Source organism: Hymenobacter convexus (genome assembly GCF_030580955.1).
Lineage (GTDB): Bacteria > Bacteroidota > Bacteroidia > Cytophagales > Hymenobacteraceae > Hymenobacter.
Map to the genome: position 1 here is coordinate 153,364 of NZ_JAUQON010000003.1, position 16,602 is coordinate 169,965.

Consider the following 16,602-nt stretch of genomic DNA (forward strand, 5'->3'; position numbering starts at 1 on the left):
GTGGGCCTTTTCGACTTCCTCAACCGCAAATCCAAACCGGCCCCCGTGACCGGCGACCCCAACAACGTTGGCGGCGTGGGCACCTTCGTGGGCGCTGGCGGGCAGGGCGAAGCCGACCCGGCCTTTGCGGATTTCCTGGCCAGCGGCGGCGGCACCTTCGCCGCGCCCGGCACCAGCGGCGCGGTGGCCGTGAACGAGCACACGGCCGTGACGCTTTCGGCCGTCTGGGGCTGCGTGCGCGTGATAGCCGAGTCGGTGGCCCAGCTGCCGCTACTGGTGCTCGACAAAAGCACCCACGGTAAAAACCGGCTGGCCACCGAACACCCGGCCTACCTGGTGCTGACGCTGGAGCCCAACCCGCGCCAGTCGGCGTTCAATTTCTGGGAGCTGATGGTGGCCACCTGCTGCCTGTGGGGCAATGCCTACGCCATCATTGAGCGCAACAACTTGTACGAAGCCGTGGGCCTGCACTGGGTGCACCCGCGCAACGTGAGCGTGTACGAGTACGGGGGCGAGCTCTGGTACTGGGTGGCCGGCGAGAAGGCCCCGCGCCCCGCTTCAGAAATCCTGCACCTAGCCGGCCTGGGCTTCAACGGCGTGACCGGCCGCTCGGTGCTGAGCGTGATGCGCGAAAACTTCGCCCTGGGCCTGTCGGCCCAACGCTACGGCGTCAATTTCTACGAGAACGGCACCCACATTGACGGCGTGCTGGAATCGGCCAACAAGATTGACGACAAGCCCGGCCCCAGCGGCACCTCGGTGCTGGAGCGGCTGCGGGCGCAGTTTGCCGACCGGTATTCCGGGCTCAGCAACTCTCACAAACCGCTGATTCTGGAGTACGGCCTGCAATACAAGCGCATTGGCATGCCCCCGGCCGACGCCCAGTTCATCGAAACCCGGAAGATTCAAGCCGAGGAAATCGCCCGGGCCTTCCGCGTGCCGCAGCATAAGATTGGCATGCTGGAGCGCAGCACCAACAACAACATTGAGCACCAGGGCCTGGAGTTCGTGACCGACTGCCTGGGGCCCTGGCTGCGGCGCATTGAGCAGGAATGCCGCCGCAAGCTGCTGCGCGACGACCAGAAGCGCGCCTACCGCATCCACTTCGACCTCGACGGCTTGCTGCGCGGCGATTTCGCCAGCCGCGCCACCTTCTACAAAACCCTGTGGGGCGTGGGCCTGATGAGCGCCAACGACATTGCCGACATGGAGGACCGCGACCATGTGGAAGGCGGCGATGAGCGGTTCGTGCCGCTGAACATGGTGCCTACCAGTCTCATCAAGGAGGTGCTGCTCAAGCCCGCCGCCAAAGCCCCGAAAACGCCAAAATCTACCGAAAAAGACCCTTCAACCGCATGAAAAAGCCCGCTAAAACCATTGAAAAGCGCTTTTTGAAAGGCGAAAAAGCCGGCATTCACGTCGAATACCGGGCCGAGGGCGAAGCCCAAACGCCGGTGGCCTTCGTCGGCAAGGCCATCGTGTGCAACTCGCGCAGCCACAACCTGGGCGGTTTTGTGGAGATAATCGACCCCAAGGCCCTCGACAACGCCGATTTGAGCGACGTGGTGGGCCTGTTCAACCACGACCGCAGCATGGTACTGGGCCGCACCACGGCCGGCACGCTCACCCTGACCCGCGACAAAGACGGCGGCCTGAGCTACCGCATTGCCTACGACCCCACCGACCCCGACCACCAGCGCGTGATGGCCAAAATCCTGCGCGGCGACGTGGTGGGCTCCTCGTTTGCCTTCCGCGTGGCCCCCAGCGGCGACAGCTGGGACAAGGAGGAAACCGACACGACCAGCATCTACGTGCGCACGGTCACCAAAATCAGCCGCGTCTCGGACGTGTGCCCCGTCACCGTGCCGGCCTACGCCACCAGCACGGCCGCCAAGCGCAGCCTCGACAGCCTGCGGGCCGAGCGGGCCACGCCCCCGCCGGCCGGGCCCAGCCTGGCCCAGCGCCGCCGCCAGCTGGCCCTACTCGAAACCGCCCCGCTTTAAATCTTCACCTCACCTTTTTTCTGCAAATCAGTCTATATGAAAAAGACCCTCAAGCAATTGATGGAAGAGCGCGCCGCCAAGCTCAAAGCCAATCAGGCTTTGCTCACGGCCGCCGACACCGAGCAGCGCGACCTGAGCGACGCGGAGGCCACGACCTTCGACAACACCACGGCCGAAATCCGGGCGCTGGATGAGCAAATCGTTCGCGCCAAAGCCATCGAAGAGCAGCGCGCCATCACCGCTGGCCTGGGTGCGCCCGTTGCCGGCGGTCCGTCGGAACGCGAACACCGCGATTTCAGCGGCTACTCGCTGACCCGCGCCCTGAACGCGCTGGCCAACAACCGCCCCCTCGACGGCTTGGAGGCCGAAATGCACCAGGAGGCCCAGCGCCAGCTGCGCGAGGCCGGGGCGCAGGGCGGCGGCAACCTGGCCATTCCGCAGATGGTGCTGCAAAGCAGCCTCCAGCAGCGCAGCATGAGCGCCACCGGCCAGACCACCACCCCCGGCGACCTGGGCGGGCAGGCCATTCAGACCAACGTGGGCGGCTTCATCGAGCGCCTGCGCGCCAAGCTGGTGCTGGCCGGCATGGGCACCACGCAGCTCGACGGGCTGGTGGGCAACCTGACCTTCCCCAAGTTCAACGCCAACGACAACGCGGCCGAGAAGAGCGAAAACGCCACGGCCAACGAGTCGAGCCCCACGGTGAGCTCGGTGAGCATGGCCCCGCGCCGGCTGCCGGTGTTCACCACCGTGAGCCGCCAGCTGCTGCTGCAAACGTCGGCCTCGGTGGACGCGATGCTGCAGGACGACCTGGCGTTCCAGCTGGCGCAGGCCATGGACCAGTCGGGCATCCTCAAAATCCTGAACACGGCCGGCATTGGCTCGGTGGTAGGCGGCGCCAACGGTGCCGCTCCGACGTGGAAGAACATCGTGGACCTGGAAACGGCCGTGTCGGCCCTCAACGCCGACATGGGCAATCTGGGCTACCTGACCAACGTGAAGGTGCGCGGCATCTTGAAGCAGACGGCCAAGATGGGCAACACCATCGCCCAGCCGATTTGGGAAGGCGACAACACCCTCAACGGTTACCGCACCGGCGTAAGCACGCAGGTCCCCGGCACGCTCAACAAAGGCACGGCCAACGGCCTGTGCTCGGCCGTCATCTTCGGCAACTTCCGCGACCTGGTGCAAGGCCAGTGGGGCGGCATGGAGTTCCTGGTGAACCCCTACGCCGGCGACAAGGAGGGCCTGATTCGCATCAACGCGTGGACGTTCTTCGACGACATGGTGCGCCGCGCCGAGTCGTTCGCGGCCATGAAAGACGCCCTGACGGCGTAATCCGGTTTACCCCCGGGCCCCAAAAGCCCCGGCTGCCTGTGGAGCGGTCGGGGCCTTTTGGGTGCCAATTGTTTCACTTTATCGTCATCACCCATGCCCACCGCTGAAGAAAAAGCCGCCAAGAAAGCCGCCGAACAGGCCGCCATTGCCGCCGTCGGCATTCGCAAAGTTGCCATCCTGCGCTCGCACCCGGCGTACGCCTACAATGCCGGCGACAAAGCAGAACTCTCGGACGTGCACGCCGATGTGCTCGTCAAAGGCGGCTTTGCCCGCTACGACGAGGCCGAAACGGCCGAGGCGCCCACCGACGAAACCCGCTAATCACTGCTCCCAAACATGCCCCTGCCCATCACCCTCGCCGACGCCAAAGCCCAGTGCCGCATTCCTGACCGGGATACGGCCGAGGATGCGTTGCTGCAATCGTACCTCGTGGTGGCAGGGGCTGTTTTTGAAAAGCTGAGCAAGCGGAGCTTCGACGCCACCGGCGATGAAGCGCTGACGGCCGGCGAGCTGGCCATTGCCGGCCAGTGGCTGCTGCTGATGGTGGCCCACCTCTACGACACGCGCCAGCCCGTCATCACCGACGTGCGCGCCGTGTCGGTGGAGGTGCCCAAAACGCTGGATTTCCTCATGGACTTAATTCGGGTGCCCTCGCTATGAGCAACATCGGCAAGCGCGACCGCCAAATCCAGCTGCAGGCCCCGGCCCCGGCCGCTCAGGATGCCTTCGGGCAGCCCGTGGGCGCGCCCACCTACGCCGACCAGGGCACCGAGTTCGCGCAGGTCATCTACCCCACCGCTGGCCAGGAGCTGGTACAGGCGGCCCAGCAGACCGCCGTGCAGCCGGTACAGTTCGTGCTGCGCTACCGGGCCGACGTGCGGCCCACCTGGCAAATCGACTTCGAAGGTACCCTTCACCTGATTACCGCCGTCACCGAAATCGGCCGGCGGCAAGGCCTCACCCTCACCACCCAGCGCCGTGGCTAATTCATCAGGTGTCAAAATCAAGGGCATTGAGGGGCTCGACCAGGTACTGGCCGGCTTCGACGACAAGTTCGGCGCGCAGGTGCTGGACAAGATGCTACGCAAGGCCGCGGGCCCCATGGTGCGCGAAGCCAAGCGGCTCAGCAGCAACGCCGACGTGACGGGTGAAACCACCAAGAGCATCGGCATCGTCGCCAACCGCAAGGCCGGCAGCATCACCATCGGCCCGCGCCGGGGCAACGGCTACAAGGGCTACCACGCCCACTTGCTGGAGTACGGCACTGCGCCCCACCTCATCAAAGCCAAAGCCGCCGCGGGGCTGCTGCACTGGGCGGGCGGCGCGGCCCACCAGGTGCAGCACCCGGGCAGCGCCGCCCAGCCCTTCATGCGGCCGGCGTTCGACGCGACCGGCACCGGCATGGTGGACTCAATCAAGGACCAATGCCGCGAAATCATCGAAAGCGGCTTTAAATCAGTGCACAAATGAAAAACTTTCTTATCCTCGGTTTCTCCGTGACGGCGGCCTACCTACTTGGCCGTGGCCGTGCGCAGAAGACCCGCCGCACGACAGAATTACTGGTAGAGGTCAAGGCCGACACGTCACAGGCCATTGCTGCGCTCGATGAATTGAACAAAAAATCGGAGGTGGTGACGGCTAACATCGTGTGCCGTGGGGAAGACATGCAGGCGGCACTTAACTACGCCACTTATCGCGCCGTGCGCACTACCTAAACCATGGAACCCGGCCAGCTCATTTTCGCCCGCCTCAGCCAGGCTCCCAGCGTCGGGGGCCTGCTTCAGCACGTGCGCGACGGCCAGCCGGAAGTCAAGATTTACCCCGTTCAGGCCCCCGAGGAGACGCCCCGGCCCTACCTGGTGTACCAGCTCATCAGCCGCGTGCCCGACGGCTCGGCCTTGTGCGAGCTCGACGACGTGGTCCGGGTGCAGGTCTCGATGTTCGCCGATACCTACGCCGAAATCTGCACGCTGGCCAATGCCCTGCGCCGGCAGCTCCATCGCTACGAAACCGCCGGCGCCGCCCTGGAGCTGGCCAACGAATTCGACCACCCCAAGACCGCCGGTGCGCTCTGCTTTTTCCGCTCCCAGGACTACCGGGTCGAACTGGCGCCCGACTAATCTTTCTCTCACCTTTTTTCTGCAAACACAATGGCAAAATCAAATATCAAAGGCCGCAACGTGGCCATGATGGTCGAAAAAGCCGAGGGCTCCAACACGTTCGTGCGCGTGGGCTGCATCGGCGACCTCGGCCTGAGCATCACCACCGAGTCGGACGAGGTGACCTGCTCGGATTCCACCGACTTCAAGGAGTTCGAGCCCGGCCAAATCAGCATCGACGCCTCGGGCAACCTGACCGTGCGCCAGCTCACCGACGCGCCGGCCGGCAACGGCGGGGTACCCGCCGCCCAGACCGACGCCACCGACGGGGTGAGCACGGAGAACTTCATCGACTGGCACCTGGCCGGCCGCAAGCTGAAGCTGCGCTTCGACCTAGGCCAAGGCACCGGTACCGCCCGCTACCAGGCGTTGTTTTTCATCACCAAGAGCGACCTGAAAGCCCAGCTCAAGGGCGCGGCCACCTACGCCGTGAGCCTGCAGGGCACCGGTCCGATGACCAAGACGCTGGCCCCCTAATTTTTAATCTGCTGCAACTTCCCACAGAAGCCGCTGGCCCTGCCGGCGGCCTCTGTGGGGCGCGGTTTTCCTTCTCCCATTTCTTTTTTCTGCAATATGAAGTCTGCAACAACCCCCATTGCCCCCGCCCTCACGGCCGACGCCAGCCGCGGCGAAGTGCTGCTCACCATCGCCGGCCAGCCGCGCCTGATTCGCTTCGGCCTCAAATTCCTCAAGGCCCTGACCGACCGGCAGGGCGGCACCGGCCCGGCCGACGTGCTGGACACCCTGCAAAAGGCCCCGCTCACGGCCTTGCTCGACATGGCCACGCTGGGCGTGACGCTGTGCGTGCCGGCCGGCGAGCTGCCCGCCGACTTTGACGCGCTCACGGCGCTCGACGAGCTGCCCACGGCCGAGCAAACGGAACTGTTCTCAGTGCTGATGGCCAGCATCCAGGCGTCCCCTCTTGTGGCGGCTTTGACGTCGACCAAAGCCGCCTAACGTCCGACACGCTACCCGCGCCGCCCGACACCTGGGACGACGTGGAGGCCTTCGGCATCGGCGACCTGGGCCTGAAGCCGAAAGTCTTCTGGGCCCTGACCTGGCGGGAGTACCGCCTGCGGGCCGACGGCTTCCACCGGCGCGAAATCCGGCGCTGGCGGCACACGCGCTGGCTGGGCACGGTGCTGCTCAACGTCCACCGCGGGCCCGACGACCCGGTGCAAACGCCCGAGGACGTGCTCTACCTGCCCGGCGACCCGCCGCTGCTGGTCATCACCGCCGAAGAAATCGACACCGAACTGGCCCGCGTGGCCGCCCTAGACCCCGACTGGCTGTAAGCCCCCTCCCTGCCCATGTCCTCGATTTTAGCTTCCGTTTCCGTGGTGCTGGGCGCCGAACTCAGCGAGTTCAAAGCCAAGATGGCCGAGGCCCGCCGCGAGCTCAGCGGGCTGGTCAAGTTCAGCGAGGGCCTGAAGGACATCGGCAAGAACCTGACGACCTACGTCACGGCCCCGCTGCTGGCTCTGGGCACGGGCGCCGTGCTGGCGTCGGGGAAAATCGAGGGCCTGCGCAACGCCCTCAACGCCATCAACACCCAGGACCTGGCCCGGGAGGGCACCACGGGGCTGGGCGCGCTGGCGCAGGCCGCGCAGCTCACGCGCGAGCGGATGAAGGAGTTGGAGGTGCTGGCCCGGCAGCCGGGCCTGGGCTTCGAGCAGGCCGTGCAGGGCGACGTGCGCCTGCGCGCGGTGAGCATTTCGGCCGAGCAGTCGGGCAAAAGCCTCAAGGCCTTCGCCAACGCCATCGCCCTGACGGGCGGCGGCAAAAGCGAGCTGGCCGGCGTGACCGTGCAGCTGGCCCAGCTCTCGGCCAAGGGCAAGGTATTGGCGCAGGACCTGCGCCCCATCATCGAGGCGGCCCCGGCCGTGTCGGGCGCGCTGCAGAAGCTCTACGGCACGGTGGATTCGGAAACCATCTCGGCCAGCCTGAAAAAGCAGGGCCAGAGCAGCACGGATTTTATTCGGGTGCTCACCGACGAGCTGGGCAAGCTGCCCCAGGTGGCGGGCTCGCTGAAAAACGGCCTGGAGAACTTCGGCGACACGGCCACCCTCACGCTGGCCAAAATCGGCGACGGCATCAGCAAGGCGCTGAACCTGCCGGCCGTGCTGGCCGGCGTGAGCGACTACGTGACCCGCATCGGGGATTCCTTTGCCAACCTCTCGCCCGGCGCGCAGCGGCTCATCGTGGCCCTGGCGGGCGTCGCCGCCGCGGCGGGGCCGGTGTTCGTGGCGCTGGGCACGCTGGGCGCCGCGGCGCCGGCCGTCATTGCCGGCTTTGCCCTGCTGAAAAGCGGGCTGGCGTCGGTGGGCACCGGCTTTGCCGCGCTGCTCACGCCCACCGGGGCCGTTATCGCCGTGCTGGCCACGCTGACGGCCGTGGTGTACGCGGCCAGCACCGCCAACGAGCGGGCCTACCAGTCCTTCGTGGAGCAGTCGGCCGCCACCCAAAAGCTGGCCACCGACCTGAACCCGTTGCTGGACCGCTACGACGAGCTGAAAAGCAAAGCGGAGCTCTCGGCGGCGGAGCAGGACGAGCTCAAGGGCATCATTGAGCAGGTTACGTCCGTGCTGCCGGATGCGGGCAAAGGCTTCGATAGTTACGGCAAGGCCATCGAGCTCTCGACCGGCAAGGCCCGGGCCTTCATTGCCCAGAACCAGGAACTGGACCGCACCATTGCCCTCAAAAGCCTGCCGGCGCAGCTGGACAAGCTGCGGGAGTTGCAGGCCGAGTACGACCGCGTGGCCAAGAAACGCGACGAGGTGACGAGCAAGGGCACCTTCAACGGGGTGAACGTGGACGACCTGGGCACGAAGTTTTTGCTGGAATTCCGTACCCAAGTAGGCGAAACCACCACGGCGCTGGAAGAGCAGAAAAAGCGTGTAGCCGATTTGCGCGCCGCCGTCAACGGGCTCGGCGGGGCCTACGAGGACGCTTCGGTGGCGGGCGCCGTGTTTGGTGATTCGGTCGGCAGCCTAGCCGGCGCCCTGGGGCAGCAGGTGGGGTTGTTGGCGGAATTGGAAGAGAAGCTCAAGGCCGCCAAGGAAGCCAAGCCCAACCTCACCACCGAGGACGAGATTGCGGCCAGCAACCGACTAATTGCCAGCCTGGAGGCGCAGATTAAGCGGCTCAATGAGTTAGGTATTGGCTCGAAAAAAGCGCAGGACGCGCTGGCCAAGCTGGCGGCCGAGTTGCGGGGAAATGCTGAGCTTTCGGCCGCGTTGGGGTCGAATTATGATGCCCTCGGAGAGCGCCTGAAAATCATCGAGGCAGGGCTCAAATCCTTGGTTCTTGCAGGTGTGTCACCGGCCAGCGCCAAGTTCAAGGAACTGGTGGCTGAAGCACTCCGGCTGAAGCAGACGCTGGGCGACAACGCCACGCTCATACAGAAGTTCTACAAAAATGCCGACCTGCGGCGCGATGCCCCGCAGCTGGAGCTGGCCGACCCATTTAGCGACACCTCGCAACTGGACAAGGCGGGCGGGCGCAATCCGTACGAGCGGCCCACGCGCCTGGCGCCGTTGGACGTCACGCCCATCACGGAGCCGCTGAAGGTGTTGAGCGAAGCCCAGCAGAATGCCCTGCTGCGGCAGACGACTTTCAACACCCAGATGGAAGGCCTGATAACGTCGCTCGGTGCCAGCATTGGCCCGCTCCTGGCTGATTTTGCCGGCCAGTTCGGGGACGCCTTCGGCAGCATCATTACCGGGACGGCAGCGGCGGGCGACGCCATGACGCAGCTATTTGCCGGCGTACTGGGCTCGCTCGGCTCCTTTATGGGCGAATTTGGCAAGCAGCTGATTACCATCGGCGTTGGCAAACTTGCGCTGGACACTCTTTTCACGGGGCCACAGGGCGGGCCGCTGGCCATTGCGGCGGGCCTGGGCCTCGTGGCCCTAGCGGGGGTGGCCAAAAGCATTGCCAGCAGCGCGAGCGGCAGCCTGTCGAATGTTACCGGTGGTGGCAACTATGGCGGTGGTAGTGGTTCGAACTATGGCCAAGCCACGCCCGCCCAGCAGACTGTGAAGGTGATTGCTGAATTCAAATTGCGCGGGGAGGATTTGGTAGCTGTGGGCCGAATGGGTGCCTATCGCAATGTATTGACAGATTAGGGTCTTACGGCGGGGGCTTGACTCCCTGGCGGCTTTGATTCTCCCGCTTCCTACCCGCTGTATCCGAAGCCTGCCCCCGGCCCGTTCGGACCTTCACGGTATGGCAAACATCCTTTTCCGGCGCACCCTCACGCCCACTCCGACTTCGCCCGCCGCGCCCTACGTGGCCTTGAATGAGTTTTGGGATGACGTGAAACGCACGGTTTACCGTGACCAGGAAACCAGCGCGGTCGATGACCCCAGCGAGGTGGCGCTTGATACCGAGCTGGCCCGCTACGCCGTGCGGCCCGGCGTGGCCCGGGTGGTGCGCTACGCCGGCAACGGGGAAATCTACACCCAGGACGAGGGCGTGACAGCAGGCCCCGGCGGGGGCGGCGTGTGCACGCTCGATGCGCCCGACATTACCCCGAACCCCGCCGGCACGAGTTACGCCGGCGCCAACGATGCCAACATCACGGTCGTCTGCCGCCAAGGCTTTCCGCCCTACGCGCTGACCCTGCGCCGGCAGAACGACGCGGCCGTCCTCGCCACGGGCACTTCGCCCAGCGCGCTGTTTCCCGTGGCGTTTACCGGCCTGAGCGGCGGGCGTTACCAACTGACCGTCATCGACGCGGCCGGCTGCACGCGCACGGGCCTCTTCGACGTGTTCGAAGGCAACGCCAACGGCATGCCCTACGGCCCGGACCTGCGCGTGACCTATTCGTACGCCAACGGCCTGTACCGCGTGTTCTGGAACCCGCGCACCAAGGCGGTCGAAAACAGCAGCATTCCCGGCCCCTACGGCGACCCCAACGACCCCGACTACGACACCCCCACGCCGGACGGCACCGTCGTCGACGGCTACCTGCTGGCCGACGGCTACACCTGGCGGGCCGTGTACGCCGACGGCCAGGGCGGGGTGCGCTTTACCGAAACCGACACCCGCCGGCCCGGCCTGCTGGAGTTGCACAATCTTATTTTATTTCACCCTGATACCGTGAACGAGCCCGGCGGGGTGCTATTGGAGGTCAATGCCACCGACTACCCGCTTACCTTTCAGCTGGGCGACGGCACCGGCACCACCATCGGGCCGGCGCAGGCATCGGGCAGCTTCGACAACCTGAGCGCTGACACCTACGAGGTGGTGGTCACCGACGCCGTGGGCCGCACCCTATCGGTCCCGTTTTCGCTGCGGGTGCGCTACGGCAAGCGCTTCGAGCTGGTGACCGACGACGTGGACGGCACGCCCTGGTCGGTGAGCATCAGCCAAATTGCCTACGCCGGCGACGTGGAGCCCCTGCTGGGCCAGGGCCGGGCGCCGGTGGTGCTCAAAACGGACGGGCTCAACACCGGCCTCGGCGGGCAGGGCGATTTGCCGGCCGTGGTGGGTACCTCCTGCGTGCTGCAGCTGCGCGCCGAGCTGCACCAGCTCGAGGCCCTGCAGCTCGGCGCCGACCGCGACTTTCGGGTGGACGTGGTGCGGGCCGGCGCGCTGGAGTTTCGCGGCTACGTGACGCCCGACATTTACACGGCCCCGCTGCTGGGCGGCAAGGTGCCGGTCAGCCTGACGGCCACCGATGGACTGGCGGCGCTCAAGCAAACCGGGTTCACCGGCCACGTGGGCCAGGTGCTCACCGGGCGCTGGCCCGTGCTCGACACCCTGCTGCACTGCCTGAGCCGCTGCGACGTGGCCCTGCCCGTGTGCATCGCCACCAACCGGCGGCCGGCCGAAATCGGCAGCCTCGTGGCCCCCGAGCGGGCCGTGCTGACCGAGCGCGCCGGCTACCAGGACGACAAAGGCGCGCCGCTGGACATGCGCCAGGTCGTGGACGCCTGCGCGCAGCTGCTCGGCGGCACGCTGGTGCAGCGGTCCGGGCGCTGGGAAATCCGCTCGGTGTCGGAAACGGCCGGCCTGCTCACCCACGCCCGTACCTACCGGGCCGCGGGCACCCCCACCGGCACGCCCGCGCTGGCCGGCCCGGCCGGGCTCATCGTGCCGCCCACCCAGCTGGCGCAGGCCGGCCACGGCTGGGAGTGGATGGGCGGTGGCCAGCAGTTGAGCATCCGCGCCGGCTGGAAGTCGCTCACGGTGAAAACCGATACGGGCTACGCCGCCAACGCGCTGCCGGCCGGCGACGCCTTCGGCAGCGACGCGGCCTGGAACGAAAGCCTGGACGCGCTGCTGCCCACGGCGGGCTGGAGCGACAACTCCGCCGCGCCGGGCTTCCCGCTGGAATTGGTGCGGGCCGGCGAGAAAAACACCGACCTCGGCACGTTGTGGCCCCGGAGCACCGGCACGGCAGACGCCCGCTACCTGCAAAGCGGGCAACTGCCCAACCGGCCCGAACCGGAAAATGCGCCTTGGCAATTAAAGGTGGTGGGCCGTTTCGTGTACCCGACCCCGGCCAGCGGCGTGGCGCCCCCGCAGCCACCGGTGGGTAACCGGGAAGCGTATCTCAAAGCGGACGTGATGGTCGACGGCCAGCCGCCGCTCGTGCCGCTGGGCGCCGTTTTTTCGCTGCCCACGAGTGCCGGCGCCGGCGATACGACCGTCACCGTCGCGTTGCCGCCGCTGCCGGCCGGCGCGCGCGTCGTGCGCCTGCGCCTCTACCCGTGGACGTCCTCGGCCCCGGCGGGCACACAACTGCTCATCAAGCAGGTGGCCCTGGTGCTACAGCCGCAGGGCGCGACCTGGGACGGCAAGGATACCTTCCGGGCCGATTCCGGCCGGGGCACGGTGCGGCCCAGCGAGGCGCTGAGTGTGTTTCACGCCGACGTGCCGCTGAAGGCGGGGCTGTTCGAGGCCAACGCCTTTGCCTTCCGGCGGGCCACCAGCGTGGTGGGCGGGGCCCTGACGACCGTGTGGGCGCGCCGCACCGACCTGGCCCCGGCGCCGCTGCTGGAGGCCACGGCGCTGGACGTGCTGGCGTTGCGGGCCGCGCCCTCGCGCCTGCTCACCGGCCCGGTGCGCCACCGCCGCACCGGGCCGCCGCGCATGCTCGACGCCGTGGACGCGCCCTACGACTTGGACGCCCGCCGCTTCGTGGTCGGCGCCTGGGCCTGGGACCTGAAAGCCGCGCGCGCCGACGTGTCGCTGGTGGAAAACGGGGTGGGCACCGTCCGCAGCAGCCTCGACCCGCTGGCCGGCCTGCCCGACGGGGTGCGGCTGCTCGACGGGGTGACCTTCCCGGTGGGCCTGCCCGTGGTGGCCGGGCAGGGCCGGCCCCGGGTGCGGGCCACCCACCACGGCGTGCGCGTGGCGCACAAGTAGGCGCGCAGCCTCTCCCGTTTCCCCCCGCCGCTAGGGCCAAAACCGTAACCCCGGGCCGGAACTTCGGGGCATGAGCAGCACCAGCGCCGTCACCGGTTACCGCATCAACTCCCTGGATTCCGTGCAGGCCCCGCTGGCGGCGCTGGCCAATGCCTACTTCGAAGTCGAGGTGCCGGGCACGGGCAGCACCTACACCAACCTGCGCCTGCGCGGCGACCAGCTCACGACCTGGCTCAACGGCGTCGTGTCGGGCCGCTCGGTCGGCCCCAACCAGCGCCCCGACCTCTGGAAAGAAGTCACCCACATGACGCGCGCCGAAGCCGGGCCGGGCGGCGGGGACGTGTTCGAGGAACTGGCCTTCGACAAGTGTTGCATGTTCACCACGGTTATCGTGGAGTTCTACCGCGAAACCCCCACTTCTCCCGAGATTCGCAAGCAGCTGCTCGTTGCCGAGTTCGACGGTGGCCCCAATCCGGCCTACCACATCTGCCGCGACGGCCGCTTTGATACGACGGTGCTGCTGCCGGCCCGCTTCATCAAGGCCGAAGACGCCCGCGACTTCATCCCTTACAACGCCGTCCCCGCCGGCTACAACTGGCCCGAAGGGAAGCACACGAGCTACTACGTGGGCTCCCCGCTGGAGGAGCAGTACTTCACGCGCCGCGCCCCGGGTGGCCCGGTGCCGGCCGCGCCGGTGGAAGGCGGGGACGCGACGTATTGGGCGCCCAGCAGCTACACGGCCATTCCGCCCGCTGCGGCAACCTACGACGACACCGCCGTGCGCGGGCTCATCGCCGGGCTGGATACGCGGCTGGACGCTGCCGAAGCCGATTTGGTGTTTGTGGAGCAGGAAGTAACGGACCTGCAGAATGAGCACGCCGACCTGCAAACCGAAAGCACGCAGACGCGCGGCTGGATTGGCACGTTGGGCAGCCTGCTCACCTCAACCAAGGGTAATCTGGTGGCGGCCATCAACGAGGTGCTGGGTAAGATTCCCGTGGCCTACACACGCTTGGGCTTCAATTCGGATGGCTACCTGACGCAAGCCTACGCGACGACCATTCTGGCCACGAAGGCCGCCACGGCCTACACGCCCAACTACCAGGTAGAAGTTGCGGCCGGGGGCACACTGTCCCCCGGGCTGAACGGGGGCAAGTCCTATGCGCTGAACGGAACCAACGTGCAACTCGACAATCCGGCCACGGACCCGAGCAGCTACGGCAAGGTGGACCTGTACCGCGTCATCGGCCAGCAGACGGCGAAGCTGACTGCGGCACCGGGCGCGACCATCGACGGCAACCCCAGCGTGACGTTTCAGCCCGGCGAGTGGTTTGTGTTGAAGCAGCAGGCCGGCGGCCATACCATTGTTATGCGCGCCAGCACCCTCACGCCCACGCCCGGCGCCGGCAGCACCTACACCGCTGGCGCGGGCATCAACATCAGCCCGCAGAACGTCATCAGCGCCACGAGCACCGGCAGCAGCGGCGCCATCGACTACGTGAACTTCGTGGCGCACGCCACCAACACCGTGCTGAGCGTGGCTGACATGGGCAAGCACCACGTGTTCACCGGGACCGGCCAGTCGCTGTGGACGGTGGCGCTGCCGGCGGCGGCCGACGTGGCCGGCAAGCTCATCAGCATTCAGGTTGGCAACTCGGCCAGCGGCATGTGGGAACTGCAGGCCGCCGACATCGACGGCGAACCCGCCCGGCGCATGTGGTCGCGGGAGGTGGCCCTGCTGTGGAGCAACGGCACGAGCTGGCGAAAGCTGGGCGGCCGTTCCATCCCGCTGGTGCTCACCGTGGGCTTCCCCAACGGCAACCAGGCGCTGGGGGGACAGCAAATTACCACCCTCAACTTCACGCAGAAGGTCAGCGGCAACGCCCCGGACGAGATGCTGTTCGCGGCGGGCCTGGCCATTCGGGCCTTGCGCAAGGGCCTCTACGAGCCGGCGCTCACGGCTTATTGCATCGGCAGCAGCCAGTTCCGGCCCATCCAGGCCATTGCCTCCGTCAACGGCGACTACGGCAGCACGCGCTCGGTGAACACGCCCTGCCTGGTCGGGGCGGACGGCGCGGGCCTGTTCTACTCCTCGCTGAGCATGGCCAGCAACCCGCTGGCCCTGGATGCGGGCGACTACGTGAACATCCGAACATACACGGACGCCGCCATCGAGGTGCAGAACTACGACGCGCTGCGCCCCCGCTTTTCCCTCAACGAAGTCTTAACCTGGTAACGCTATGCCGCTCGTCCTTTCCGCCCCGTCCTTCATCGACCGCGCCATCCGCCCGCTGCACCTGGGCCCGCTCGTCTTTCAGCGCGTGCAGCGTTACCTGACGCACTACCCGGTGCAGGACCCGCTCACCGGCAACGTGGAAGTCTTTGTGGAGGTGTGGGTGCTGCACTTTTTCACCAACGCGGACGGCACGGCTGGCGCCGATGCCGGCGCCGTGGTGGCCAACTACAAAGCCACCTACAAGGCCCTCAATTCGGAAATCATCGACGTCCGGACCCAGGAGATTGTCTACACCCGCAAGCGCGAAAGCGACCAGGAGTGGGCTGACCTGCTGGCCAACGACCCGCGCCCGCTGGCCGAGCGCGGCAACGCCTTTGGCCAGCAGATGCACGCGCTGCCCAGCGAAACGCAGGTGGCCCAGCTGGAGGCGGCGATGGACGCCGCCGATGGCCCGCCCTGGTATCGCTTCGGCCGTGACGAGGAGCCTGCTGCCTGATGCCGAACACCTTCGCCACCTATCTGCGCGCGGCCGTGCTGCTGCTCATAGCCGCCGCCATCGTGGCCGCCTTTCAGTGGTGGCCTCAAAACCTTTAACACCGGCCCCCTGGGCCCGCATCTACCTTCTATCCCAATTGCCGCCCGGCGGCCTCGCTCATGCCCTTGCCCTTGCTCTGTTGCCTCATTGGCCTTGTGTTTACCGTCGTCATGGCCATCATCGGCGGGCTGCTGAATCGCAGCATCGGCCAAATGGATAAGAAGCTGGACGCCAACTGCGAGGCCACGGCCGAAATCAAGGCCGACATGCAGGGCTACAAGCTGCTGGTGGACTACCTGCGCACGGAAGTGGGCGAGGTGAAGTCGGAAAACCGCACCCTGCGCGAAGCCCACCACGCCATCGACAAGCGCATCGCCGTGGTGCAGGCCACCAACCCCAAAGGCGCCATCTAATTCTGTACTCCGCATGACAAACTTTTCCGCTTACCTCTCGCCCACGGCCGCCGTCGACGTGGTGCGCGTCCTGCTCTGGATTAGCATCGGCGGGCTCACCTGGCTTTGGCTCAAAGGCGAGCTCACGCCCAAGCGCTTCCTGACCACCTTCGAAAGCGAGGGCGTGCTCAGCATCCGCCTGATGCTGGCCGCCGTGTGGTCGGCTTTCATCATGTGCATGCTGGCCGCCGGCCGCCTCACCGTCGACGAGGCCGTCAAGCTCAACGCCATCACCGAGTTGCTGCTGCTCTACGGCACGGTGAAGGTGCTCGGCTCCCGCTTCGCGCGGCGGCCAGCCGACCCCGCCCCGCAAATACATGCGAAAAAAGCCAGCGTCGACGTGGCCGGCGATGCCAACTTTTCCACCCCTTCAAAAACGGACTAGCGATGACGCCCGCCGAACTCTACGCCGCCTTCCTGCTGCTTACGCCCGAGCAGCAGCGCGCCCTGCTTGACCGCCTGCACGACGCCGTGTACCACCCCCACTTCGAGCCGGAGCCCT

At 66.7% G+C, this 16,602-nt stretch carries 18 protein-coding genes; all 18 read left to right on the forward strand.

Annotated features, from left to right (window positions below):
• The 18 genes from Q4S41_RS07300 (at position 1) to Q4S41_RS07385 (ending at position 16,485) form a co-directional block, all read left to right on the forward strand.
• Positions 1-1,359 carry a phage portal protein gene (locus Q4S41_RS07300; RefSeq protein WP_305030449.1) on the forward strand — a complete coding sequence of 453 codons (1,359 nt, stop codon included), beginning with the start codon at positions 1-3 and terminating at the stop codon, positions 1,357-1,359.
• A complete protein-coding gene (locus tag Q4S41_RS07305) occupies positions 1,356-2,003 on the forward strand; it encodes an HK97 family phage prohead protease (RefSeq protein WP_305030450.1) in 648 nt (215 codons plus the stop codon). The genes Q4S41_RS07300 and Q4S41_RS07305 overlap by 4 nt, the downstream gene beginning before the upstream one ends.
• Before the next feature lie 36 nt (positions 2,004-2,039).
• Positions 2,040-3,341 carry a phage major capsid protein gene (locus Q4S41_RS07310; RefSeq protein ID WP_305030451.1) on the forward strand — a complete coding sequence of 434 codons (1,302 nt, stop codon included), beginning with the start codon at positions 2,040-2,042 and terminating at the stop codon, positions 3,339-3,341.
• A 93-nt stretch (positions 3,342-3,434) separates the two neighbouring features.
• Positions 3,435-3,662 (forward strand): hypothetical protein, encoded by a 228-nt coding sequence (locus Q4S41_RS07315; protein WP_305030452.1) that lies wholly within the window; start codon positions 3,435-3,437, stop codon positions 3,660-3,662.
• A gap of 15 nt (positions 3,663-3,677) precedes the next feature.
• Positions 3,678-4,001, forward strand: a complete 324-nt coding sequence (locus tag Q4S41_RS07320; RefSeq protein WP_305030453.1) for a head-tail connector protein — start codon at positions 3,678-3,680, stop codon at positions 3,999-4,001.
• Positions 3,998-4,327 carry a phage head closure protein gene (locus Q4S41_RS07325; RefSeq protein ID WP_305030454.1) on the forward strand — a complete coding sequence of 110 codons (330 nt, stop codon included), beginning with the start codon at positions 3,998-4,000 and terminating at the stop codon, positions 4,325-4,327. The genes Q4S41_RS07320 and Q4S41_RS07325 overlap by 4 nt, the downstream gene beginning before the upstream one ends.
• Positions 4,320-4,811, forward strand: coding sequence for an HK97-gp10 family putative phage morphogenesis protein (locus tag Q4S41_RS07330; protein WP_305030455.1), 492 nt, complete (start codon positions 4,320-4,322; stop codon positions 4,809-4,811). The genes Q4S41_RS07325 and Q4S41_RS07330 overlap by 8 nt, the downstream gene beginning before the upstream one ends.
• Entirely contained in the window at positions 4,808-5,056 is a 249-nt protein-coding gene (locus Q4S41_RS07335; RefSeq protein ID WP_305030456.1) for a hypothetical protein, read from the forward strand. Before Q4S41_RS07330 ends, Q4S41_RS07335 begins: the two co-directional genes overlap by 4 nt.
• Before the next feature lie 3 nt (positions 5,057-5,059).
• Entirely contained in the window at positions 5,060-5,461 is a 402-nt protein-coding gene (gene gp17, locus Q4S41_RS07340) for a tail completion protein gp17 (RefSeq protein ID WP_305030457.1), read from the forward strand.
• A gap of 30 nt (positions 5,462-5,491) precedes the next feature.
• Complete coding sequence (locus Q4S41_RS07345; RefSeq protein ID WP_305030458.1) at positions 5,492-5,977, forward strand: hypothetical protein; 486 nt, start codon at positions 5,492-5,494, stop codon at positions 5,975-5,977.
• A 96-nt stretch (positions 5,978-6,073) separates the two neighbouring features.
• Positions 6,074-6,457, forward strand: coding sequence for a hypothetical protein (locus tag Q4S41_RS07350; RefSeq protein ID WP_305030459.1), 384 nt, complete (start codon positions 6,074-6,076; stop codon positions 6,455-6,457).
• Positions 6,458-6,498: 41 nt separating this feature from the next.
• Complete coding sequence (locus tag Q4S41_RS07355; protein ID WP_305030460.1) at positions 6,499-6,795, forward strand: phage tail assembly chaperone; 297 nt, start codon at positions 6,499-6,501, stop codon at positions 6,793-6,795.
• 15 nt (positions 6,796-6,810) lie between these two features.
• On the forward strand, positions 6,811-9,627 hold the full coding sequence (locus Q4S41_RS07360; RefSeq protein WP_305030461.1) for a tape measure protein: 2,817 nt from the start codon (positions 6,811-6,813) through the stop codon (positions 9,625-9,627).
• 100 nt (positions 9,628-9,727) lie between these two features.
• Positions 9,728-12,877 carry a hypothetical protein gene (locus Q4S41_RS07365; RefSeq protein WP_305030462.1) on the forward strand — a complete coding sequence of 1,050 codons (3,150 nt, stop codon included), beginning with the start codon at positions 9,728-9,730 and terminating at the stop codon, positions 12,875-12,877.
• Positions 12,878-12,947: 70 nt separating this feature from the next.
• Positions 12,948-15,113, forward strand: a complete 2,166-nt coding sequence (locus tag Q4S41_RS07370; RefSeq protein WP_305030463.1) for a hypothetical protein — start codon at positions 12,948-12,950, stop codon at positions 15,111-15,113.
• A gap of 4 nt (positions 15,114-15,117) precedes the next feature.
• Positions 15,118-15,609 carry a hypothetical protein gene (locus Q4S41_RS07375; RefSeq protein WP_305030464.1) on the forward strand — a complete coding sequence of 164 codons (492 nt, stop codon included), beginning with the start codon at positions 15,118-15,120 and terminating at the stop codon, positions 15,607-15,609.
• 158 nt (positions 15,610-15,767) lie between these two features.
• Positions 15,768-16,061 (forward strand): hypothetical protein, encoded by a 294-nt coding sequence (locus Q4S41_RS07380; protein ID WP_305030465.1) that lies wholly within the window; start codon positions 15,768-15,770, stop codon positions 16,059-16,061.
• A gap of 13 nt (positions 16,062-16,074) precedes the next feature.
• Positions 16,075-16,485: a hypothetical protein gene (locus Q4S41_RS07385; protein ID WP_305030466.1), complete on the forward strand. Its 411-nt coding sequence runs from the start codon at positions 16,075-16,077 to the stop codon at positions 16,483-16,485.
• The last annotated feature ends 117 nt before the right edge of the window (positions 16,486-16,602 follow it).